Annotated in this window: 18 protein-coding genes; 12 read left to right on the top strand and 6 right to left on the bottom strand. The window is 64.5% G+C overall.

The genetic code is table 11. The annotated features are described in order from the left end of the window. Window position 1 precedes the first annotated feature (1 nt). The 5 genes from P0D73_RS30770 (at window position 2) to P0D73_RS30750 (ending at window position 5,115) form a co-directional block, all read left to right on the top strand. On the top strand, window positions 2-1,303 hold the full coding sequence (locus P0D73_RS30770; protein ID WP_408287674.1) for an ATP-binding protein: 1,302 nt from the start codon (window positions 2-4) through the stop codon (window positions 1,301-1,303). A 155-nt stretch (window positions 1,304-1,458) separates the two neighbouring features. Further along, window positions 1,459-2,979 carry a DegQ family serine endoprotease gene (locus P0D73_RS30765; protein ID WP_132373266.1) on the top strand — a complete coding sequence of 507 codons (1,521 nt, stop codon included), beginning with the start codon at window positions 1,459-1,461 and terminating at the stop codon, window positions 2,977-2,979. A gap of 302 nt (window positions 2,980-3,281) precedes the next feature. Beyond that, window positions 3,282-3,776 (top strand): peptidase associated/transthyretin-like domain-containing protein, encoded by a 495-nt coding sequence (locus P0D73_RS30760; protein WP_132373268.1) that lies wholly within the window; start codon window positions 3,282-3,284, stop codon window positions 3,774-3,776. Between the two features lie 151 nt (window positions 3,777-3,927). Continuing rightward, complete coding sequence (locus P0D73_RS30755) at window positions 3,928-4,320, top strand: DUF427 domain-containing protein (RefSeq protein WP_132373270.1); 393 nt, start codon at window positions 3,928-3,930, stop codon at window positions 4,318-4,320. Window positions 4,321-4,353: 33 nt separating this feature from the next. Beyond that, window positions 4,354-5,115 (top strand): SRPBCC family protein, encoded by a 762-nt coding sequence (locus P0D73_RS30750; RefSeq protein ID WP_408287668.1) that lies wholly within the window; start codon window positions 4,354-4,356, stop codon window positions 5,113-5,115. A gap of 136 nt (window positions 5,116-5,251) precedes the next feature. On the opposite strand, the gene P0D73_RS30745 is transcribed toward P0D73_RS30750, so the two are convergent. Next, window positions 5,252-6,262 carry a helix-turn-helix domain-containing protein gene (locus P0D73_RS30745; protein ID WP_408434305.1) on the bottom strand — a complete coding sequence of 337 codons (1,011 nt, stop codon included), beginning with the start codon at window positions 6,260-6,262 and terminating at the stop codon, window positions 5,252-5,254. A 167-nt stretch (window positions 6,263-6,429) separates the two neighbouring features. Here P0D73_RS30745 and P0D73_RS30740 point away from each other — a divergent pair, with 167 nt between their 5' ends. Then, window positions 6,430-7,062, top strand: a complete 633-nt coding sequence (locus P0D73_RS30740; RefSeq protein WP_408287663.1) for a cysteine hydrolase family protein — start codon at window positions 6,430-6,432, stop codon at window positions 7,060-7,062. 137 nt (window positions 7,063-7,199) lie between these two features. Here the strand turns inward: P0D73_RS30740 and P0D73_RS30735 are convergent, their stop codons facing one another. After that, window positions 7,200-7,859, bottom strand: a complete 660-nt coding sequence (locus tag P0D73_RS30735; protein ID WP_408287820.1) for a TetR family transcriptional regulator — start codon at window positions 7,857-7,859, stop codon at window positions 7,200-7,202. 430 nt (window positions 7,860-8,289) lie between these two features. Here P0D73_RS30735 and P0D73_RS30730 point away from each other — a divergent pair, with 430 nt between their 5' ends. From P0D73_RS30730 to P0D73_RS30720, 3 genes are read left to right on the top strand one after another with little or no spacing between them, the layout of a single operon-like run. Further along, complete coding sequence (locus P0D73_RS30730) at window positions 8,290-9,522, top strand: efflux RND transporter periplasmic adaptor subunit (protein ID WP_132373278.1); 1,233 nt, start codon at window positions 8,290-8,292, stop codon at window positions 9,520-9,522. 18 nt (window positions 9,523-9,540) lie between these two features. Further along, window positions 9,541-12,762: an efflux RND transporter permease subunit gene (locus P0D73_RS30725; protein ID WP_132373280.1), complete on the top strand. Its 3,222-nt coding sequence runs from the start codon at window positions 9,541-9,543 to the stop codon at window positions 12,760-12,762. Window position 12,763: 1 nt separating this feature from the next. After that, window positions 12,764-14,326, top strand: a complete 1,563-nt coding sequence (locus tag P0D73_RS30720; protein WP_132373282.1) for an efflux transporter outer membrane subunit — start codon at window positions 12,764-12,766, stop codon at window positions 14,324-14,326. Window positions 14,327-14,481: 155 nt separating this feature from the next. Here P0D73_RS30720 and P0D73_RS30715 read toward each other — a convergent pair whose 3' ends face one another. Next, the gene (locus P0D73_RS30715) at window positions 14,482-15,891 is read right to left on the bottom strand and encodes a nucleobase:cation symporter-2 family protein (protein ID WP_132373284.1); all 1,410 of its coding nucleotides are present in this window, start codon (window positions 15,889-15,891) and stop codon (window positions 14,482-14,484) included. A 426-nt stretch (window positions 15,892-16,317) separates the two neighbouring features. Between P0D73_RS30715 and P0D73_RS30710 the strand changes: the two genes are divergently transcribed. The 3 genes from P0D73_RS30710 to fghA all read left to right on the top strand — a co-directional run bounded on the left by P0D73_RS30710 (window position 16,318) and on the right by fghA (window position 19,948). Further along, window positions 16,318-17,748 carry a xylulokinase gene (locus P0D73_RS30710; RefSeq protein WP_408434301.1) on the top strand — a complete coding sequence of 477 codons (1,431 nt, stop codon included), beginning with the start codon at window positions 16,318-16,320 and terminating at the stop codon, window positions 17,746-17,748. Window positions 17,749-17,974: 226 nt separating this feature from the next. Further along, on the top strand, window positions 17,975-19,081 hold the full coding sequence (locus P0D73_RS30705) for an S-(hydroxymethyl)glutathione dehydrogenase/class III alcohol dehydrogenase (protein WP_132373288.1): 1,107 nt from the start codon (window positions 17,975-17,977) through the stop codon (window positions 19,079-19,081). 15 nt (window positions 19,082-19,096) lie between these two features. Next, window positions 19,097-19,948, top strand: coding sequence for an S-formylglutathione hydrolase (gene fghA / locus P0D73_RS30700; protein WP_408317898.1), 852 nt, complete (start codon window positions 19,097-19,099; stop codon window positions 19,946-19,948). 59 nt (window positions 19,949-20,007) lie between these two features. On the opposite strand, the gene P0D73_RS30695 is transcribed toward fghA, so the two are convergent. Genes P0D73_RS30695 through P0D73_RS30685 form a run of 3 tightly spaced genes read right to left on the bottom strand, consistent with a single transcriptional unit; the run spans window position 20,008 to window position 22,686 of the window. Beyond that, on the bottom strand, window positions 20,008-20,790 hold the full coding sequence (locus P0D73_RS30695) for a metal ABC transporter permease (RefSeq protein ID WP_408434298.1): 783 nt from the start codon (window positions 20,788-20,790) through the stop codon (window positions 20,008-20,010). Continuing rightward, complete coding sequence (locus tag P0D73_RS30690) at window positions 20,783-21,724, bottom strand: ABC transporter ATP-binding protein (RefSeq protein WP_408287651.1); 942 nt, start codon at window positions 21,722-21,724, stop codon at window positions 20,783-20,785. Before P0D73_RS30690 ends, P0D73_RS30695 begins: the two co-directional genes overlap by 8 nt. Then, window positions 21,721-22,686: a metal ABC transporter solute-binding protein gene (locus tag P0D73_RS30685; protein WP_408182287.1), complete on the bottom strand. Its 966-nt coding sequence runs from the start codon at window positions 22,684-22,686 to the stop codon at window positions 21,721-21,723. The genes P0D73_RS30690 and P0D73_RS30685 overlap by 4 nt, the downstream gene beginning before the upstream one ends. Between the last annotated feature and the right edge of the window lie 24 nt (window positions 22,687-22,710).

Below are 22,710 nucleotides of genomic sequence, written 5' to 3'. Positions count from 1 at the left end.
GATGCGTTCGATTCGCCGTCAATTGCTGGTCTGGCTGCTGGCGCTGGTGCTGCTCGGCGTCGGCATCGCGGGTTGGCTCATCTACCGGCAAGCGCTTGCCGAAGCCAACGAACTCTTCGATTACCAGTTGGAGCAGATCGCCGCCGCGCTGCCGTCGGAACCGTTCTCGCAAGTGCTCGGTTCGCGCGACACCGGCGACGAAGGCATCGTGCTGCAGATCTGGAATCGCAACGGCGTGCTGATGTACTACTCGCGTCCGCGTGCGCCGCTCGCGCCGCGCGCCGAACTCGGCTTTTCGACCGAGCACACGGAGCGCGGCGAGTGGCGCGTGTATGGCGCGATCGTCGGCGATAACGTGGTGCAGCTGGCGCAGCCGGTTTCCGTGCGCAACCGGCTCGCCGCGAATGTGGCGCTGCGTACGCTGTGGCCGTTGATCGTGCTGCTGCCGTTGCTGGGACTCGCGGTGTGGGTGGTTATCGGACGCGGACTCAGGCCATTGCGGCGCGTGACCAGCGCGCTCGACGCGCGTCACCCCGAGGCGCTCGATCCGTTGCCGGACCAGCGTCTGCCGCTCGAAGTGCAGCCGCTCGTGCGCGCGCTGAACGGTCTGCTCGAAAGACTCGCGACCGCGCTCGATATTCAGAAAGCATTTGTCGCCGACGCCGCGCATGAATTGCGTACGCCGCTCGCCGCCGTGCAGATTCAGGCGCAACTGGTGGCGCGCGCGAAGGACGACACCGGCCGCAGCGAAGCGCTCGCCGATCTGCAAGCCGGCGTGACGCGCGCCACGCGACTTGCCGAACAACTGTTGGCGCTCGCGCGTTCCGAACCGGACGGCCTCGCCGCCACCAACGCGATCGATCTGCGCGCGCTGCTGCAGGAGTGCGTGGTGGCTTACGCGCCGCTTGCGCTGAATCGCGGCGTCGATCTCGGCATCGAGGCGACCGAATCCGCCACCGTGATCGGCGATGCCGACGCGCTGCGCGTGATGTTCAACAATCTGGTGGATAACGCGACCAAATACACGCCACGCGGCGGACGCGTGGATGTCGGCCTGCATGTCGAAGAGGGCCACCCGGTCGTGCGGATCGCCGACAGCGGACCGGGGATCGAGCCGGCCGAACGCGATCGCGTGTTCGACCGTTTCTATCGCGCGGGTGCAGGCGCGAATCGCGTGCGTACCGACGTGGCGGGCAGCGGCCTGGGTCTGGCGATCGTGCGTCGCATCGCCGTGCAGCATCATGCTGCCGTGTCGCTCGACGAATCACCCGCGGGTGGTTTGCAAGTCACCGTGCGTTTCTGAAAGCAACGGGTTCTGTTCGTAAAGAGGCTTAAACGAGGCTTAAACAGGCCTCAAAACGGGATGAAAGCGATCTGTCGCTGCTTAAGACTCTTTTAAGCGATGCCACGTACGCTTCGAGACATCCAAAGTCTCTTTCTCCCAGTCAGGAGTACACGATGAACGCGAAAACCTTGTCCCGCAGCGCTGTTGCCGTAGCCGTCGCTGTAGCGCTTTCCGCCGGCTATGTGGCGGGGCATCGCGACGTGCCCGCGCCGCAGGTGATCTCGCCGGCGCAGGCCGCGATGATGCCCGCTGAAGCCGCCGCCAAAACCGGCATTCCCGATTTCTCGGGCCTCGTCGAAACCTACGGTCCGGCCGTGGTGAACATCAGCGCGAAGCACGTCGTCAAGCAGACGGCGCTGCGCGGCAATCCCGGCAATGGCAACGGCGGCGGCAATCAGTTGCCGATCGATCCGAGCGATCCGTTCTACCAGTTCTACAAGCACTTCTTCGGCGGCATGCCGGGCATGCAAGGCGGCGGCGACGGCGGCGATGCGCCCGATCAGCCGAGCGCGAGCCTGGGCTCGGGATTCATCGTCAGCAATGACGGTTACATCCTGACCAATGCGCACGTGGTGGACGGCGCCAACGTCGTCACCGTGAAGCTGACCGACAAGCGCGAATTCCGCGCGAAGGTGGTCGGCGCCGACAAGCAGTCCGACGTTGCCGTGCTGAAGATCGACGCAAGCAATCTGCCGACCGTGAAGATCGGCGATCCGCGTCAGAGCAAGGTCGGCCAGTGGGTCGTCGCGATCGGCTCGCCTTACGGTTTCGACAACACGGTGACCTCGGGCATCATCAGCGCGAAGTCGCGCTCGCTGCCTAACGAAAACTACACGCCGTTCATTCAGACCGACGTACCGGTGAACCCTGGCAATTCGGGTGGACCGCTGTTCAATCTGCAAGGCGAAGTGATCGGTATCAATTCGATGATCTATTCGCAGACGGGCGGCTTCCAGGGCCTTTCGTTCGCCATCCCGATCAATGAGGCGATCAAGGTCAAGGACGACATCGTCAAGACCGGTCACGTGAGCCGCGGCCGACTCGGCGTGGCGGTGCAGGGCATGAATCAGACGCTCGCCAATTCGTTCGGCATGCAGAAGCCGCAAGGCGCGCTGGTCAGCTCGGTCGATCCGGGCGGCCCGGCGGCCAAGGGCGGTTTGCAGCCGGGCGACGTGATCCTGTCGGTGAACGGCGAACCGGTCGGCGACTCGTCCGATCTGCCGTCGCAGGTCGCGGGTCTGGCGCCGGGCACTTCGGCGACCGTGCAGGTCTGGCGCGACAAGGCCACCAAGGACCTGAAGGTGACCATCGGCTCGTTGTCGGATGCGAAGGTCGCCTCGGACAAGGCCGATCAGCCGGCCCAGATGCAAGGCCGGCTCGGCGTGGCGGTGCGGCCGCTGACGCCGGAAGAGAAGAGCGGCGCGTCGGTCTCGCATGGTCTGCTGGTGCAGCAATCGGGCGGCGCGGCGGAAAGCGCCGGCATCCAGCCGGGCGACGTGATTCTCGCGGTCAACGGCCGCCCCATTTCGAGCGTCGATCAACTGAAGCAGGTGATCGCCAGTGCCGGCAACAGCATCGCGTTGCTGATCCAGCGGGACAACGCGCAGATCTTCGTGCCGGTCGATCTCGGCTGATGTGCCGCGCGGGCTGGATGGCCCGATCGCTCGTCCGGCTGACAGTTTGACCGACGCTCCGCCTCATCCGCCCGCGAATTGAAGTAATGCTTGCCGGTCCGTTGCAGTTACTGCCAGCGGATCGGCAATTTTCATTTATATCCTGGCATCGAAGTAAGGCGCTGCGCGCCACCCGGTGCGGCGCGCGGCGGTTTCCAGATGACGCGGCCGGCAGCTTGGCACGCAGGTTGCGTCTGCCCTGATCCGGGCCCATCGCGGGATCCCGGGGAAGCAGGGATAAGACCTCAACAAGGAGCAAACCGATGAAAACCCAACGCAATCAGCGAAGGATCGTAGCCGCTGCGGTTGCCGCAGCGCTCACGCTCGGTCTGGCGGGTGGCGCGTATGCACAGGCAAGCGATACGACCGGCGGCACGACCACCGATGAAACCAGCGCGGGCAACGCCAATGGCGGCGGCCTGCCGCAAATCCAGCAGCAGGGCGATGTCTCGTTCGTGTCGGGCGGCGTCGGTCTCGACGAATCGAAGGCATTGCAGCAGGCGCAAAGCCAGTGGCCGTTGTCGCTGCGCTTCACAGGGCCGGGCTCCGACTTTCTCGCCGACGTTCACGTGCGCGTGGTCGATGCGCACAACGGCGAAGTGCTGAGCACCACGTCGCGTGGGCCGTACATGCTGGTCAGACTGCGCCCGGGCCGCTACACGGTCCATGCGCAATACAAGGATCGCGACCAGTCCAAACCGGTGACGATCCCGGCCAAGGGCACCGCCAAGACCGCGTTCTACTGGAACACCCAATAAGCGCGACGCCGTTCTGCGCAGCGGTGTGGTCAGCGCCGCACGCCGTGCAGGAAGGCCGCGCAATCGGCCGGACTTTGGTCGATAATGAAGCCACGGGCGCACCCCGTGGCTTTACTGTTTGCACGACCGCACACCATCACGGAGCCGAGACATGAGCGATGCCTTGACACCTCACGGGAGCCCCGGCGCGAGCGCGGGCGGGCACACCATCGCGATCACCGGCAACAATCACCGGGTGCGCGTGATCCACGGCGGCGTGACCATGGCCGATACGCAGGCGGGGCTGACACTGTCGGAAACCGGTCTGCCGGACGTGTTCTATTTCCCGCGTTCGGACGTGAACATGGCCCGGCTCGAACGCTCGACGCACAGCTCCCACTGTCCGTTCAAAGGCGACGCGTCGTACTTCCATCTGCGCACGGAAGACGGCCTGATCGAGAACGCCGTGTGGAGTTATGAAACGCCGCTCGAGTCGGCGATGAAGATCAAAGGGTATCTTGCGTTTTACGCATCGCGCGTCGACCGCATCGATCAGACGTCTTGATCCCGCTGTCGCGCGTTCATCGGGGAGGCTGCCATGGAACTGAACGACGCGTTACGGATTCCGCTTGCGCCGTCCGACGTCTGGGACGCGTTGCAAGACCTTGCGCTACTGCGCGCCAGCCTCGACAACTGCGAGTCGTTCACACGCTTTGCGCACGGCGAATACGAACTGATCATGACCGTGCCGCTCGGCCCGCTGCGCGCGCGCTACCAGGCGCGTGCCCACGTGGCCGGCCAGGATTCCGGACCGGCGGACGCGCAGCGCCGCACCATCAACTTCAAGGCCCGGGCCGAAGGCATCGGCGCGTTACGCGGCCAGATCGAAGTGCGCTTGCGCGCGGATGAAAGCACGCACGGCGCCGACCGGGAGCGCGGCACGCGGATCGATTACACGATCTGGGCGACCTCCTCCGGCCCGCTCGCCGAACTGCCGACGCGGCAACTCGAAAACGCGCTGCATCAACTGGCCGACGACTTTTTCACCGAGTTCGACGCCGTCGTGCGCGCCAAGCATGGGCAAGGTCCGAATCGCGCGCGGGGTTCGGCGGTGCGCCGCCAGCATGTGTTTTTGCGGCCGATCGCGCTCGGCAGCATCGCGCGGCGCGTGCGGTCGGATCACGGCAATGCGCTGCCTGGGCGTGCGGCCAGCGCGTCACACGGAAGCGCACATGGTGTGTCGCATGGGGTCCCGCATCACGAGCCCAGTCCGCACGCGGTCCCGAACTGGGCCTGGGCTGCGATGATCTTTCTGGTCGCGCTGCTGTTGTATGTGGCGCGCTGGCTTAGCGAGCATTGATTTTCGAGCTTGCCGTAGTTGTGGCGCGCGCGGCGGGTTGCGCCGCTGTCGCGCCGATGCGACTACGAAATCCCGGTGGCTTGCTACGAAACGTCGTCGGCTGAGTAGCGTTGCAGTCGCGCACTCGCACTCGCACTCACACGCCGCGAAACTCCCTTCTCCATGCCGACGGCGACGTGCGGAACGCCTCCGCGAAATGTTGCCGTAGCGAAGCGGTCGAGCCGAAGCCCGCAATCCCCGCGATCGCTTCCACCGACTCGTCGGTGCTCTCCAGCAATTGCTGCGCGCGAGCGAGCCGCTGCGCTAGCAGCCATGCGCCGACGGTCGTGCCGGTGGCGAGCCGGAAGCGTCGCGTGAAGGTGCGGCGGCTCATCAGCGCGCGCCCGGCCAGCGTGTCGAGCGTATGCGGCAACGCCAGATTGCCGCTCACCCAATCGAGCAGGCCGGACAGCCGGTCTCCGCGCACGTTCGGCGGCATCGGCTGCTGAACGTATTGCGCCTGATTGCCTTGTCGATGCGGCGGCACGACCAGCCGGCGCGCCACGTGATTCGCGACGTCAGCGCCGCACATCTTGCGCATCACATGCAGGCAGCAGTCGAGGCCGGCGGCGGTGCCGGCCGAGGTCAGCACGTTGCCGTCGTCGACATACAGCACGTTGGGGTCCAGCCGCACGCGTGGGTAGCGGCGCGCGAAGTCGTCGGCCCACGCCCAGTGCGTCGACGCCGGACGGCCGTCGAGGATGCCGGCGGCCGCGAGTACGAACGCGCCCAGGCAAAGCCCGACCAGTTGCGCGCCGCGGGCATGGGCGGCGCGCAGCGCGTCGAGCAGCGCGGCGGGCGGCGTTTCGGCCGGGTCGCGCCAGCTCGGCACGATGATCGTGTCGGCGTCGGCGAGCGCTTCGAGTCCATGCGTGACGGCGATCGAAAAGCCGGCGGTCGTAGTGAGCGCGCCCGTTTCGGCGGCGCAGACGCGGAAGTCGAAGCCCGGCACGCCGCCGCCGCTGCGGTCCTCACCGAACACCACGCACGGGACCGAAAGATGGAACGGACTGATGCGGTCGAACGCGACCACCGCGACCACCGCGACAACGTGGCGGGCCGGTTCGCCGCGTGCCGCGGCAGAGGAAGCGGAAGCGGGCGTGGCCATCGATCACCTCGTGAAATCCGTCGATGGCCCGATTCTAGCGAATCTTGTCATTCGGGTCGCTGTCGTGAAGTGGGCCGTGGAGGAACAATGCAGTCATCGCCGCTGCTCTGCCGAGTCCAAACCGGAACCGTCCGCGCGGCCCCTTTACCCGACCGAGGAGTCTTGCCATGACCACACCGCGCCGCGCGCTAATCGTCATCGATGTACAGAACGAATACGTGACCGGCGATCTGCCGATCGAATACCCGGACGTGCATAGCTCGCTCGCCAACATCGGCCGCGCGATGGATGCGGCTCGGGCCGCCGGCGTGCCGGTGGTGGTCGTGCAGAACTTCGCGCCGGCCAGCTCGCCGTTGTTCGCGCGTGGCAGCAGCGCGGCGGAGCTGCATCCGGTGGTGGGCGAGCGGGCTCGCGATCATTACGTGGAGAAGTCGCTGCCAAGCGCTTTCACCGGCACCGATCTGGCCGATTGGCTCGCCGCGCGCCAGATCGACACGCTGACCGTGACCGGTTACATGACCCACAACTGCGACGCGTCGACCATCAACCACGCGGTTCACTCAGGGCTTGCTGTCGAATTCCTGCACGACGCGACGGGTTCGGTGCCGTATGAGAACAGCGCGGGTTTCGCCAGCGCGCAGGACATCCACCGGGTGTTCAGCGTAGTGCTGCAATCGCGCTTCGCGGCAGTGGCGAGCACGGAGGAGTGGATCGCGGCGGTGCACAGCGGGGCGCTGCTGGAGCGCGGCAATATCTATGCGTCGAACCAGAAGGCGCGGGCCACGCGGGCCGCGGCGTAAAAACGTCGCGGGCGGCGGCCGCTTCGAGCGGCTGCTATATAAGGATGCGGCACCACGCCGCTGCGCATGAAACGAAGGCAGCCGGGTTGCTCACCCGACCGCCTTTTTTGCATAGGCCCCGTGCGCCAGACAGATAACTAACCGCCGCCCGTCCGCTGTGCATGCCCGTTGCGCAACGCCGGGCTCAGCTTCAGCGCGTCGAACATCCCTTCGACCATCTGCACGGCATGGGCGCCGAAATCCGTGGCGTCGGGCAGAAACAGCATGTCGCGCAGCGAGCCGCTGACAAACGCATGCACCATCGCCGCGGCCAGCTTCGTATCCAGATCCATGGGCAGTTGCCCCTTGGAGATGGCGTTGCGCAGACCGCCCTCGATTTTCTTGAGCCCTTCGCGCATGTTGGTCTGATAGCGGACCATCACCGGGCCCATTTCCTCGACCAGCTCGCATTTCAGAAACAGGATGTCGAACACCCGCCGGCGACGCGGGTCATTGGCGGTGTCGCGCAGACAGACCGTGCAGATTTCCATCAGACGCCCAAGCGGATCGGGCTCGTTGGGATCTTGCGAAGCGGCTTTGAGTTCGTCCAGCGGCAAAAGCACGCGGTCGAACATTTCCGTGAACAGATCGCTCTTATGTGCGAAGTGCCAGTAGATGGCACCGCGTGTGACGCCGGCGGCCTGCGCGATGTCGGCAAGCGACGTGCGCGATACGCCTTTCTCGAAGAAAACCCGTTCGGCCGCGTCGAGAATGCTGTTGCGCGTCTCCTGCGCCTCTTCTTTGGTTCTTCTGACCATGTTGGAATGACCTGCCCTGATTGTGGGGTTTTCCCGAGCGTTTTTAAGTACGCCCGATGACAATCCGTCTACCGTTGAGCGAATTGTGAAGCGTTCTTGCAAGCCCCCCGCCAGCAAGAGATATAAACGCACTTTTACATGCATTCGTGAATGTATATATAATAGCATCCCACGATCGGATAGCCCAAGCCGTGACGAAACGTTAATATCCGTCACTGTTGCCTTTCAAAACGCTCTTCGCGCCGTGCCCAGACGGGCGGCGCCGTGCGGCATTTCCCCGGTATGGCGCATTTCGCTCAGGATGCCCTGCAGGTTCGGTGTGCTTCCGCGGGTGTCCGGTCAAGCGTCGCAAGACGCATGTGTGCGCTGTCGTCCCCGGGGTAGGGATGCGCGCACTTTTTCATTCTCAGTCTTTGACAGAGGTCGCTCCATGCGCGTCGAACGGGTTCCATTCCGCTTAATTAGTGCCGCGACGGCTGCCGTATTGCTGGCAGCGTGCGGACCAAAACAATCTGCTCCGCCGCAACAAACGCCCGAAGTTGGGGTCGTCACCGTCCAGCCGACGGCCGTGCCCGTCGTCACCGAATTGCCCGGCCGCACCAGTGCGTTCCTCGTCGCGCAAGTGCGCGCACGGGTCGACGGCATCGTGTTGCGCCGCGAGTTTACGGAAGGCAGCCAGGTCAAAGCAGGCCAACGTCTGTACAAGATCGATCCGGCACCGTACATCGCCACGCTGAATAACGCCAAGGCGACGCTGGCGAAGGCGCAGGCCAACCTCGTGTCGACCACCGCGCAGGCCAATCGCTTCAAGGTGCTGGTTGCCGCCAACGCGGTCAGCAAGCAGGACTACGACAATGCGGTGGCCTCGGAAGGCCAGGCCGCGGCTGACGTCGCCGCGGGCAAGGCGGCAGTCGACACGGCGCAGATCAATCTCGGCTATACGGATGTCGTGTCGCCGGTGAGCGGCCAGGTCGGCATCTCGCAGGTCACGCCCGGTGCTTACGTGCAAGCAAGCGCCGCTACGCTGATGGCCACCGTGCAGACGCTCGATCCGGTCTATGTGGACCTGACGCAATCGAGCCTCGACGGTCTGAAGCTGCGCCGCGACATGCAGGAAGGGCGCCTGAAGACCACGGGTCCGGACGCCGCCAAGGTGTCGCTGATTCTCGAAGACGGCCGCACCTATTCGGAGAAGGGCAAGCTGCAGTTCACCGACGTGACGGTCGACCAAGGCACCGGTTCGGTCACGGTGCGCGCGCTCTTCAAGAATGCGGACAACGTGCTGCTGCCGGGCATGTTCGTGCGCGCGCGCATTGAAGAGGGCGTCAACGACCACGCGCTCGTCGTGCCGCAAGTGGGCGTCACGCACGACCAGAAGGGTCAGCCGACCGCGCTGGTCGTCGGTAACGACAACAAGGTCGTGTTGCGTCAGCTGGTGACCTCGGGCACGTACGGTTCGAACTGGGTGGTCGAAAGCGGCCTGAATCCGGGCGACCGCGTGATCGTGCAGGGCACCGACAAGGCGAAACCCGGCATGCAGGTCAAGGCCGTTGCCGCGCAACTTCCCGCCACACCCGCTTCCGGCGCAGCTGTTCAGGGCGCGCCGGCCGCCAGCGGTGCTGCGCAGACGGCACAGCCTGCCTCCGCCGCATCGGGCGCGTAATAACAGGGAGCCCGCCTCATGGCAAAGTTCTTCATTGATCGCCCGATTTTTGCATGGGTGATCGCCATTATTCTGATGCTCGCGGGTATCGCGTCGGTCTTCACGTTGCCGATCGCGCAATATCCGACCATCGCGCCGCCGGCCGTGCAGATCAGCGCAACGTACCCGGGCGCATCGGCGAAGACGGTGGAAAACACCGTCACGCAGGTGATCGAGCAGCAGATGAGTGGTCTCGACCACTTGCTGTATCTGTCGTCCACCTCGGACGACTCGGGTACGGCAACCATCACGCTGACGTTCGCCGCCGGCACCAATCCTGACATCGCGCAGGTGCAGGTGCAGAACAAGCTGCAGCTCGCCACGCCGCTGTTGCCGCAAGCCGTGCAACAGTTGGGCACCAAGGTCACGAAGTCGAGCAGCAGCTTCCTGCTGGTCATGGCGTTCGTGTCCGAAGACGGCAGCATGAGCAAGTACGACCTGGCGAACTACGTCGCGTCGAACATTCAGGATCCGGTCAGCCGTATCGACGGCGTGGGCACGGTGACGCTGTTCGGTTCGCAGTACGCCATGCGGGTCTGGCTGGACGCGAACAAGCTGACCAACTTCGGCTTGACGCCGGTGGATGTGGAAGCCGCGCTGACGGCGCAGAACGTGCAGGTCGCGGGCGGTTCGCTCGGCGGCACGCCGTCGGTGCCGGGCCAGGTGCTGCAGGCCACTATCACGGAAGCCACGCTGCTCAACACGCCTGAACAGTTCGGCAACGTGCTGCTGAAGGTGAACCCGGACGGCTCGCAAGTCCGCATCAAGGACGTGGCGCGCATCGAGCTGGGTGGCGAAAACTACAACTTCGACACCAAGTACAACGGTCAGCCGACGGCAGGCTTCGGTATTCAGCTCGCTACCGGCGCGAACGCGCTGGCCACCGCCAAGGCGGTGCGCGCGAAGGTCGCCGAATTGTCGAAGTACTTCCCGCACGGTCTGGTGGTGCAGTATCCGTACGACACCACGCCGTTCGTGCGCCTGTCGATCGAAGAAGTGGTCAAGACGCTGCTCGAAGGTATCGTGCTGGTGTTCCTGGTCATGTACCTGTTCCTGCAGAACCTGCGCGCCACGCTGATCCCGACGATCGCCGTGCCGGTGGTGCTGCTGGGCACGTTCGCGATCATGGGTCTGGTGGGCTTCTCGATCAATACGCTGTCCATGTTCGGGCTGGTGCTCGCCATCGGCTTGCTGGTGGACGATGCGATCGTGGTGGTGGAAAACGTCGAGCGGGTGATGCAGGAGGAGGGCTTATCGCCTCGTGACGCAACCCGCAAGGCAATGGATCAGATTACCGGCGCGCTGGTCGGCGTGGCGCTCGTACTGTCGGCGGTGTTCGTGCCGGTGGCGTTCTCGGGCGGCTCGGTCGGCGCAATTTACCGGCAGTTCTCGCTGACGATCGTGGCGGCGATGGTGCTGTCCGTGCTGGTCGCGTTGATTCTGACGCCGGCATTGTGCGCGACGATCCTCAAGCCGATCGAAAAGGGTCACGAGGAAAAAACCACCGGCTTCTTCGGCTGGTTCAACCGCACCTTCAACAAGAGCCGCGACAAGTATCACTCGGGCGTGCACCACGTGATCAAGCGCTCGGGCCGTTGGCTGATCATCTATATGGTGGTGATCTTCGCGGTCGGCCTGCTGTTCGTGAAGTTGCCGAAGTCGTTCCTGCCTGACGAAGACCAGGGCACGATGTTCGTGCTGGTGCAAACGCCGTCGGGCTCGACGCAGGAAACCACGGCGCGCGCGCTCAAGGACGTGTCCGACTACCTGCTCAATACCGAGAAGAGCATCGTCGAATCGACCTTCACGGTGAACGGCTTCAGCTTCGCCGGTCGCGGTCAGAACGCGGGTCTCGTGTTCGTGCGGATGAAGGATTACTCGCAACGCCAGCACTCGGATCAGAAGGTGCAGGCGCTGGTGGGCCGTCTCTTCATGCACTTCGGCAGCTACAAGAACGCGCTGGTGTATCCGGTGAATCCGCCTTCGATTCCTGAACTCGGTACGGCCGCGGGCTTCGACTTCGAATTGCAGGATCGCGCGGGCGTCGGTCACGAAAAGCTGATGGAAGCACGCAACATGTTGCTGGGCATGGCGGCGAAAGATCCGACGCTGGCTCAGGTGCGTCCGAACGGCCTGAACGACACGCCGCAGTTCAAGGTGGACATCGACCACGAGAAGGCTTCGGCGCTCGGTGTGTCGCTGGCCGCGATCGACCAGACGTTCTCGATCGCGTGGGCGTCGCAGTACGTGAACAACTTCCTCGATACCGACGGCCGGATCAAGAAGGTGTATCTGCAAGGCGATGCTCCGTTCCGTATGAAGCCGGAAGACCTGAACGCGTGGTACGTGCGCAATACCGCGGGTGGCATGGTGCCGTTCTCGTCGTTCGCCAGCGGCACGTGGACCTACGGTTCGCCGAAGCTGGAACGCTACAACGGTATTTCCGCGGTGGAAATCCAGGGGGCGGCGGCACCGGGCAAGTCGACCGGTCAGGCCATGACCGCCATGGAAGCACTCGTGGCGAAGCTGCCGGCGGGTGTCGGCTACGAATGGACGGGCCTGTCGTTGCAGGAACGCCAGTCCGGTTCGCAGGCGCCGATTCTGTACGGCATCTCGATCCTGGTCGTGTTCCTGTGTCTCGCGGCGCTGTATGAAAGCTGGTCGATCCCGTTCTCGGTGATCATGGTGGTGCCGCTCGGCGTGATCGGTGCACTGCTGGCCGCCACGCTGCGCGGGCTCGAGAACGACGTGTTCTTCCAGGTGGGTCTCCTGACCACGGTGGGTCTGTCGGCGAAGAACGCGATTCTGATCGTGGAATTCGCCCGCGAGCTGCAGCAGGGTGAAGGCATGGGGCCGATCGAGGCCGCGCTTGAAGCAGCGCGTCTGCGGTTGCGTCCGATTCTGATGACCTCGCTCGCGTTCATTCTCGGCGTGATGCCTCTCGCGATCAGTAACGGCGCGGGTTCGGCCAGCCAGCACGCGATCGGTACCGGCGTGATCGGCGGGATGTTGACGGCGACCTTCCTCGCCATTTTCATGATCCCGATGTTCTTCGTCGTGATCCGCGCGAAATTCGGCGGTGAGAAGGAAGACCCGGATGAGGCGCTCGCACACTACAACCAGCATCATCCGCATGATCCGCAAAGCGGCGGTTCGGCTGGCGGGTCGGCTGATGAAGGCTCGGGCAAGGACGGACATTGAGATGCAAAAACACTCTCTGATTGCAGTGGCGGTCGCGCTGTTCGCCGCGGGTTGCACGATGGCGCCGAAGTACGAGCGCCCCCCCGTGCCCACGACGAGCACCTTCCCGACCGGCGGCGTGTACGACACGCAGCCGGGCGCGACCCAGCCCGACGCGACCCCGGCGGGCAACCAACAGCCCGGTGCGACAAATGCTGCGCGCAGCGCCAACGGCCAGGCCGCGGCGGATATCGGGTGGCGCGATTTCTTCGTCGATCCGCGCATGCAGCGGCTGATCGAGATCGCGCTGAAGAACAACCGCGATCTGCGCGTGTCGGTGCTGAACATGCAGGCGTCGGCGGCGCAGTTCCGGATCGTTCGCGCCGGTCTGCTGCCCACGCTCGACGCCGCGGCTTCGCAAAGCAAATCGCGTACGCCGAAAGACCTGTCGTTCTTCGACCAGACGATTTCCAACTCGTACTCGGTCGGTCTGAACGCGTCGTGGGAAATCGACTTCTTCGGGCGGATTCAGAGCCTGAAGGACCAGGCGTTGGCGCAGTACCTGGCCACGGCTCAGGCGCGCAAGGCGGCAGAAATCTCGCTGGTCTCGCAGGTGGCGAACCAGTACATGACGGTGCTCGAACTCGACGATCTGTTGAAGGTCACGCAGAACACGCTGAAGACCTCGCAGGAATCGTATCGAATCGCCAAGCTGCAGTTCGACAACGGTACGGGTTCGGAACTGGATCTGCGTCAGTCGCAAACCGTGGTCGAGCAGGCTTTGGCCAACCTGCAGCAGCAACAACGTCTGCGGGCTCAGGCGGATAACGCGCTCGTGCTGCTGATCGGCGAGCCGCTGCCGGACGATCTGCCGCCGGGCATGCCGCTGGACAACCAGAATCTCCTCACGGATATTCCGGCGGGTCTGCCGTCCGATCTGTTGACGCGTCGTCCGGACATCATGGAGGCCGAAGAGAATCTGCTGGCCGCCAACGCGAACATCGGCGCAGCGCGCGCGGCGTTTTTCCCGAAGGTCTCGCTGACCGGCAGCTTCGGTACGCTGAGCCCGTCGCTCGGCGGTCTGTTCAAGCCGGGTTCGGCGGCGTGGAGTTTCGCGCCGTCGATCACGTTGCCGATCTTCGAGGGCGGACAGAATCTCGCCAACCTCGATCTCGCCAACATCCAGAAGAAAGTCCAGATCGCCACGTATGAAAAGGCGATCCAGTCAGCCTTCCGCGATGTGGCAGACGGACTGGCGGCACGCGGTACGTACGATCAGCAGATCCAGGCGCTGGAGCGCAATACCTTTGCGGAACAGCGCCGGCTGGATCTGTCGAATCTGCGTTACACGAACGGCGTCGACAGTTATCTGGCGGTGCTGATCGCGCAGACCGATCTGTATCAGGCGCAGCAGTTGCTTGTGGTTGCCCGCATGGAACGTCTGCAGAACCTCGTGACGTTGTATCAGGCACTCGGCGGCGGCTGGATCGAACGCAACGGCGAGCAGCCGCGTCCGGCCGACGCACCGGTCGACTACGGTGCGGCGAGCGCGCCGGTGGCGGCTTCGGCGGCCACGGCGAGTTAAGACGTGTTGTAGCTTCGGGCGCGTAGGGCGGGTTTCAGTTTCAGGACAGCCGCCCTACGCAGCCGGTAATAAAAAACGCCACGGCATGCCGTGGCGTTTTCTTATGCAGCGACGCTCGCGCGATATCACTCGCGCGGCGGCTCATTGCGTGCCGCTCAGTGCACGTCGGCTGCGCGCAGCATGTCATCGCCTCGCGGTTCGTTGCCGCCGCGTCCGTCGAAATCATGCCCGGCACTGCGAATTTCGCACTGCGCCTTCTTCTCGCTCTTCACGCCGTTGAAGATCAGGTTCAGCACGACCGCCGACACCGAAGCCAGCAGAATCCCGCTGTGCAGCAGCGGCGAGAGCGCCGGCGGCAGCTTCGAGAAGAAGTGCGGCGACACCACCGGCACGAGACCCAGGCCGATACTGACCGCGACGATGAACAGGTTGTGGTGGTTCTTCACGAAGTCGACCTTCGACAGCACCTTGATGCCGTTCGCCGCGACCATGCCGAACATCACGATGCCCGCGCCGCCGAGCACGAAGGCCGGCACCGACGCGACCACTTGCGCCATCTTCGGGAACAGGCCCAGCAGCACCAGGATCACGCCGCCCATGGCGCAGACAAAGCGGCTCTTCACGCCGGTCACGCCGATCAGGCCGACGTTCTGCGAGAACGAGGTATGCGGGAACGAGTTGAAGATGCCGCCGATCAACGTGCCCAGGCCGTCGACGCGCAGACCGCGCACCAGCGTCTTCTGATCCACCGGACGGTCCACCATGTCGCCGACCGCGAGGAACATGCCGGTCGATTCGATGAAGGTGACGAACATCACGGTGACCATCGTCGCGATCGACAGCGGATCGAAGTGCGGCAGGCCGAAGTGGAACGGCATGACGAAGCCGACCCACGGCGCGTGCGTGACGCCTTCCATGTTGACGCGGCCGAGCGCCAGCGCAATCACGAAGCCCGCGACAATGCCGAGCAGCACCGAGATATTGGCGAGGAAGCCTTTGGCGAACTTGTTGATCAGCAGAATCAGCATCAGCACGATCAGCGAGAGGCCGAGATAGACCGGGTTGCCGTAATCGGGATTGCCCACGCCGCCGGCCGCCCAGTTGATGCCGACTTCCATCAGCGACAAACCGATTACCGAGATCACCACGCCGATCACGACCGGCGGGAAGAAGCGCAGCAATTTGCCGACCGCCGGCGCGAGCAGGATACCGACGACACCGGCCGCGATCGTCGAGCCGAAGATGTCGAGAATGCCGAGCGAGGGATTGGTGCCGATCGCGACCATCGGACCGACGGCCGCGAACGTGCAGCCCATGATGACCGGCAGACGGATGCCGAAAATCCACAGCCCGAGCGTCTGAATCAACGTGGCGATGCCGCACGAGAACAGATCGGCGCTGATAAGGAACGCGATCTGGTCTTTCGGCAACTTGAGTGCCGCGCCGATGATCAGCGGCACCGCGACTGCACCGGCATACATCACCAGAACGTGCTGAATGCCGAGCGTGAGCAACTGGCCTGCGGGCAGTCGTTCGTCGCACGGGTGAACCGTGTTCGATTGCATATCGTCTGTCTCCACCATCTGAGTTTTTGGGATGGCTCCAAGGTATCGGGGACTAAAAAGCACAACAAGACCACTGGGGCCTATTCCGGCATTCCCGGTGACGATATGCGTGGGGGCCGTTTGAAAGCCAAAAGAAATGTACGGACCTCGTCCATCGGCGGTCAGCCCCTTGCAGTGGCGATGCGAGGCCGCGAGTCGCTCGAGCCCCGCTTGACGCGATATGTGTGAGAATCAATGAGGTGTATCTCGCTCACCGCATAGTGCTGTTTTGATGCGGCTCGCGGCGCGGGCGGGTTAACCCGCGATTCGGGATTTTCGGCGTGCGTTTGCGTGCGTTTCCCAAGCGCTGCGCCGGCGCGGAAACATAGGCTTTTTGGGCAGCTTTCGCGTGCTCATATCCATCCTCAATTTGACGCTCTATCGCCCATGAGTTTTCTCGGCATCGACCTCGGCACCGGTTCCCTCAAAGTAGCAATCGTCGACGAGAACGGCCGCGAGCAGGCGGTGGCGAGCGTCGCTTATCCAATCGAAACGCCGCACGCGGGTTGGGCGGAAACCTCGGTGCAAACATGGTGGCGCGCGCTATGTGAAGCCGCCGCGCGTTTGCCTGATGGATTGCGACGCGATGTGCGCGCCGTCGGCTTTTCCGGACAGATGCACGGCGTCGTGCTGATCGACGCAGCGGGCGAGGCCGTGCGGCCCGCCATGCTATGGCCCGACACGCGCGCGCTGGCCTTGCTCGATGCGTGGCCCGAGCCGCAACCGAATCCGGTTGCGCCCGGCATGGCCGGTCCGCTTCTGCGCTGGATCGTGGTACACGAACCGCAGTCCGCGAGCCGCACGCGTTGGGCCCTGCAACCGAAAGACTGGCTGCGCGTCGCGTTGGGCGGCGCGGTGGCGACCGATCCGTCCGACGCCTGCGCGACCGCGCTTGCCGATCCAGCTGGCGTGTGGGACGCGGGACTGCTCGACCGGCTCGAGATTCCGCGTGAGTGGTTCGCGCCGTTGGCGCCATCTTATGCGGCGGGTGGCGTGCTGTCGGAGAGTGCGGCGCAGGCGCTGGGTTTGCGTGCCGGCATCGTGCTCGCGACCGGCGCGGCCGATACGCCTTGCGCCGCACTTGGCAGCGGATTGGCGCACGACGGCGACGCGTTGCTGACCACCGGCACTGGCGGACAGATCGTCGTGCTGGCCGAGCACGCGCCCGCGGCGGTCAAGGGCTTGCATCGTTATCGCGCGGCAAGCGATCACTGGTATCGGATGGCGGCGATGCAGAACGTCGGCATCGCGCTCGAACGAGCGCGCGGGTGGCTGTCGTATGAATGGACCGATGCGTATCGTGATGCGTTCGCCGATACGACGAGTGCATCGGGCCTCACGTTCTTGCCTTACCTCACAGGCGAACGCACGCCCTGGCTCAACCCGATGGCGCGCGGCGGCTGGCTCGGGCTCGCCCTCGATCACACGCGCGGCACGATGATGCGCGCCGCGTTCGAAGGCGTCGCGTTCTCGCTGCGCGCCGGGCTCGACGCGATTCGCGCGAGCGGCGCGACGGTGACGGCGTTGAAGCTCGCAGGAGGCGGTTCCGTCGACGCACGTTGGCGCCAGTTGCTCGCCGATGCACTGAATGTCGAACTGCACGCAGTGGATTGTCCGAACGCGGCGCCGCGTGGCGCGGCCATCCTGGGCGGCCTCGCGAGCGGGCACTGGCACGCGCGCGATCTCGCCGCGCTCGCGCCGGGTGCGACGCGTGTCGCGGGTCCGCAAGGCGACGCGGCGCTCGCCGAGCGCTATGCGCGCTTTCTCGATCTCTACGCACGAGTCGAAACATGGTTCACGGACAGGCCGTCGCGGTGAGCGAAAGTCATGTCAGGTTCAGACAATGCCGTGACGCACTTTGCAATACCATGACGTTTCTCGCGCGCTAAGGTATAGCCCGGCGCACTGCGCCGACTGGCCGCGACCACGTGCGCCCTTCGTGTGGCGCACAAATGAACCGCAGCACCGAATCGCAACACATGCGCGCCGCAACGTGGTCCGCCGCGGCGCGCCTAGCCTTGACAGACTCACAGGAGCATTCACGATGAAGACCAAAGCAGCAATCGCATGGAAAGCCGGCGCGCCGTTGACGATCGAGGAAGTCGATCTGGAAGGGCCGCGCGCCGGTGAAGTCCTGATCGAAGTGAAGGCCACGGGCATCTGCCACACCGATTACTACACGCTCTCCGGCGCGGACCCGGAAGGCATCTTCCCGGCGATTCTCGGCCACGAAGGCGCGGGCGTCATTGTCGATACCGGTCCCGGCGTCGGCACGCTGAAGAAGGGCGATCACGTCATTCCGCTCTACACGCCCGAGTGCCGCCAGTGCAAATTCTGTCTGTCGCGCAAGACCAATCTCTGTCAGGCGATTCGTTCGACGCAAGGCAAGGGTTTGATGCCGGACTCGACCTCACGCTTCTCGCTGGATGGCAAGCCGCTGTTTCACTACATGGGCACGTCCACGTTTTCGAACTACATCGTCGTGCCGGAAATCGCGGTCGCGAAAGTGCGTGAAGACGCGCCGTTCGACAAGATCTGCTACATCGGTTGCGGTGTGACGACAGGTGTCGGTGCTGTCGTGTATTCGGCGAAGGTCGAGGCGGGCGCAAACGTGGTGGTGTTCGGTCTCGGCGGCATCGGGTTGAATGTGATCCAGGGCGCGAAGATGGTCGGCGCGGACAAGATTATCGGCGTCGACATCAATCCGGGCCGCGTCGAACTCGCGAAGAAGTTCGGCATGACGCACTTCATCAACCCGAATGAAGTCGAGAACGTGGTCGATCACATCGTGCAACTCACCGATGGCGGCGCCGACTACTCGTTCGAATGCATCGGCAACACCAAGGTGATGCGTCAGGCGCTCGAATGCACGCACAAGGGCTGGGGCCAGTCGTTCATCATCGGCGTGGCGGCGGCGGGCGAGGAGATCAGCACGCGTCCGTTCCAGCTGGTGACGGGCCGCGAGTGGAAAGGCTCGGCGTTCGGCGGCGCACGCGGCCGCACCGACGTGCCGAAGATCGTCGACTGGTACATGGAAGGCAAGATCAATATCGACGATCTGATCACGCACCGTTTGCCGCTCGAACGCATCAACGAGGGCTTCGATCTGATGAAGAAGGGCGAGTCGATCCGCTCGGTCGTGCTGTACTAAACGGGGAGCTTCGCCATGCTTGAACTCTTATCGTCGCATGCCTGTCATGGCGGCGAGCAGCGCATCTATCGGCACGACTCGCAGACCATCGGTCTGCCGATGCGCTTCTCCATCTATCTGCCGCCGCAGGCCTTGCAAGCCAACGCGAACGTACCCGCGCTGTTCTATCTCGCGGGACTCACGAGTACAGAAGAGACCTTCCCGGTCAAAGCCGGAGCGCAGCGCTTCGCGGCGCAGCACGGCATCGCGCTGATCGCGCCGGATACCAGTCCGCGCGGTGCGGGTGTGCCGGGCGAAAGCGCGGCGTGGGACTTCGGCGTGGGCGCGGGCTTTTACGTCGACGCCACGCAGCAGCCGTGGGCGCAGCACTACCGGATGTACTCGTACGTGCGGGACGAGCTGCGCGAAACGGTGCTTGCGAATCTGCCGGTGGACGGCGCGCGTCTGGGCATCTTCGGGCATTCGATGGGCGGTCACGGTGCGTTGATGCTGGCGCTGCGCAATCCGGAGATTTATCGGTCGGTGTCGGCGTTCGCGCCGATTGCCGCGCCTTCACTGTGCCCGTGGGGGGTGAAGGCGTTCACCGGCTATCTGGGCGAAGACCGGGAAGCGTGGAAGCAGTACGACGCGAGTGAACTGGTCGCGCATGTGTCGCGCAAGTTTTCGGCGGGGATTCTGGTCGATCAGGGGCTCGCGGATCAGTTCCTTGCCGAGCAACTGAATCCGGATGTGTTCGAAGCCGCTTGCCAGGCCGCGGGTCAGCCGCTGACGTTGCGCCGTCACGCGGGCTATGACCACGGCTACTACTTCATCTCGACGTTCATCGAGGATCATCTCGCGCATCACGCGAAGGTGCTGCTCGGCTGAAGTCTCACAGGACGACGATGGTGGTGTGCAGATGCGACGCCGTCATCGTCCCTGGAGATTCAATGCCGTCTCAACAAACTCGCGCCGTACACCACCGCCGAGAGTACGGTGATCCAGAAGCTCGTCGGCCAATCGGTGTAGAACGCAAGCGTCAAACCGAGCCACGCTTGCAGCAACGCAAACACAGCGGCCAGCACGAGGCCCGCTGATAACCGCGTCGTCATGTTTTGCGCGGCGGCAGCCGGGCCGACCATCAGCGTGAACACCAGCAGCACGCCGACGATCTGCGTACACGCCGCCACGGCCAGCGCGGCAATCGCGAGAAACAGCACGGACACGAGACGCAACGACAGGCCCTTGGCTTCGGCCAGTTCCGGCTGCAACGAAGCGAACAGCAGCGGCCGCATGATCGCCGCGAGCGCCAGCAAACTCACGACGCCGAGACCCGCCAGCACGCCGAGCGTCGACGCATTCACGCCGAGCACGTTGCCGAACAGCAGCGCGGTGACCTGGGTCGCGTACGCGGTGAAGAAGTGCAGGAACAACAAGCCGAAGCCGAGCGACAGCGAGAGGATCACGCCGATCGCCACATCGCGTCCGGCAAGACGTTCGCCGAGCGCGCCCATGCCGACGCCCGCCGCGAGCGTGAAGCCGATCATCCCCCAGATCGGCGAGATGCCGATCAGCACCGCGCCGGTCGCGCCGGTGAAGCCGACGTGCGAGAGCGCGTGGCCCGCGAAGGTCTGTCCGCGCATCACCAGAAAATAACCCACCACGCCGGCCAGCACCGCGACGATCCCCGACGCCGCGAATGCGTTGACCATGAAATCGTATTCAAACATCGTGCGTGTGTCCGTCGTGCGAGTCGTGCTGATGTGAGTGGCCGTGCGAGTGGCCATGCGAATGTGAATGCGAGTGGCTGTGGCCGCCGCTCTCGTCGTGTTCGTGCTCGTGATCGTGCTTTTCCACTTCGACGTCGCCCGACATCACGAAGATGCGGCCGTTCACACGCATCACGTCGATCGGCGAGCCGTAGAGACGCGACAGGACCGGCCGGGTGATCACTTCGTCGACGGTGCCGAGCGCCGCCACGCCGCTGCCGAGATACAGCACGCGATCGAGCGCGTGCAGCAGCGGGTTCAGTTCATGCGCCGAAAACAGCACGGCGATGCCGAGTTCCTGCTGCACGCGCCGCACCAGTTCGACCACGCTCTTCTGATGATGCGGGTCGAGGCTGATCAGCGGTTCGTCGAGCAACAGCAGCTTCGGGTTGCCGAGCAGGCATTGCGCGAGCAGGAGCCGCTGACGCTCGCCGCCCGACAGTTCCGACAACGGCCGCTCGGCCAGCTTGCGGCCGCCCACCAGATCCAGCACGCGCTCGACATCGGCGCGAGTGGCGGCGTCCGCATGCGGCAAACCCCAGCGATGGCCGTCGGCGGCCATCGCGACGAAATCGCGGCCACGCACGCGACGTCCGGCGAGCGCACTGCGCGTCTGCGGCATATAGCCGATCGACGCGTTGCCGCGCTCGACCGGTTGTCCCAGCACGCGGATCGCGCCTTGGGCAGCGGGCACGAGACCGAGCACGGCGCGCATCAGCGTCGTCTTGCCCGCGCCGTTCGGCCCGAGCACGCCGATGAATTCGCCCTGGTTCACCACGAAGCCGGTGTCGCGCAGAATCGTGCGGTCGCCGAGTTCGAGCGTCACCTGCTCGAGTTCGAGCACGGGCGCGGTGCTGGGGGGATGCGCAGGCGCGCTGCGGCCAGTCTCAGTCATGGGGTTTTTCCTTTCGCGCCTGAAGCCGCGGCGTTCGCGCCATTCGCGTCGCCCGCGGCCAGCGCCGTGCCCAACGCGTCGAGCTGCGTCAGCATCCACGTCTGATAGGTCTTGCCGGCCGGTTCGGTCTCGGTGACGCTCATGGTCGGCACCTTCGATTGCTGCGCGAGCTTCAACATGCGTTTGGTCAGGGCCTCGGTTGCCTGGCTGTTATAGATCAGAACACGGACGCGCTTCTCACGCAGATCGCGTTCGAATGCGGCGATATCGGCCGCACTGGCTTCGGTGTCGTTCATGGTGGCGAGCTGGAAGCGCAGATTGCGCATGGACAGGCCCACCGCGTCGGACATGTAGCCAAACACCGGCTCGGTCGCCGTGACCGGCACGCCCGCGTAGCGGCCATGCAACTCGGCGACCTTGGCGTCGACCGGTTTCAGCGAATCGAGAAACTTCGCGAGGTTCGCATCGTACGCCGACTTGTGCGCCGGGTCAGCCGCGACGAGCGCCTCACTCACGGCGCGCGCCACTTTCGGCATGGTCGCCGGGTCGTACCAGAGGTGCGGATTGTCGCCGCCCTTCTTGCCGGTGAGATCGGCTGCGACGATCGTGACGCGCTTCGAGCCCTTCGACGCCGCGAGCAATTTTGCCATCCACGGATCGTAGTCGGCGCCGTTGTAGACCACAAGGCTCGCGTGCTGCAACGCACGCGCCGTCTTCGGACTGGCTTCGAACAGATGCGGATCCTGGTCCGGATTGCTGAGGATGCTCGTCACGTCGACGCGATCGCCGCCGAGTTGCTGCACCACGTCGCCGTAAAAATTTTCCGCCGCGACGACCGGAATTTTTGCATCCGCGGCCATCGCGACGTGGCCAAATGCGAGCACGGCGGCGCTCACGGCGAGGTACTTCGACAGCTTCAGCGCACGCTGCGCGCCGTTCAACATCGAGCCAAAATTCTTCATTGTTGTGTCCTGCTGCGTGAGAGT

Source organism: Paraburkholderia sp. RL18-101-BIB-B (assembly GCF_046026985.1).
GTDB lineage: Bacteria > Pseudomonadota > Gammaproteobacteria > Burkholderiales > Burkholderiaceae > Paraburkholderia.
This window is presented reverse-complemented; position numbering and strand designations above follow the sequence as displayed.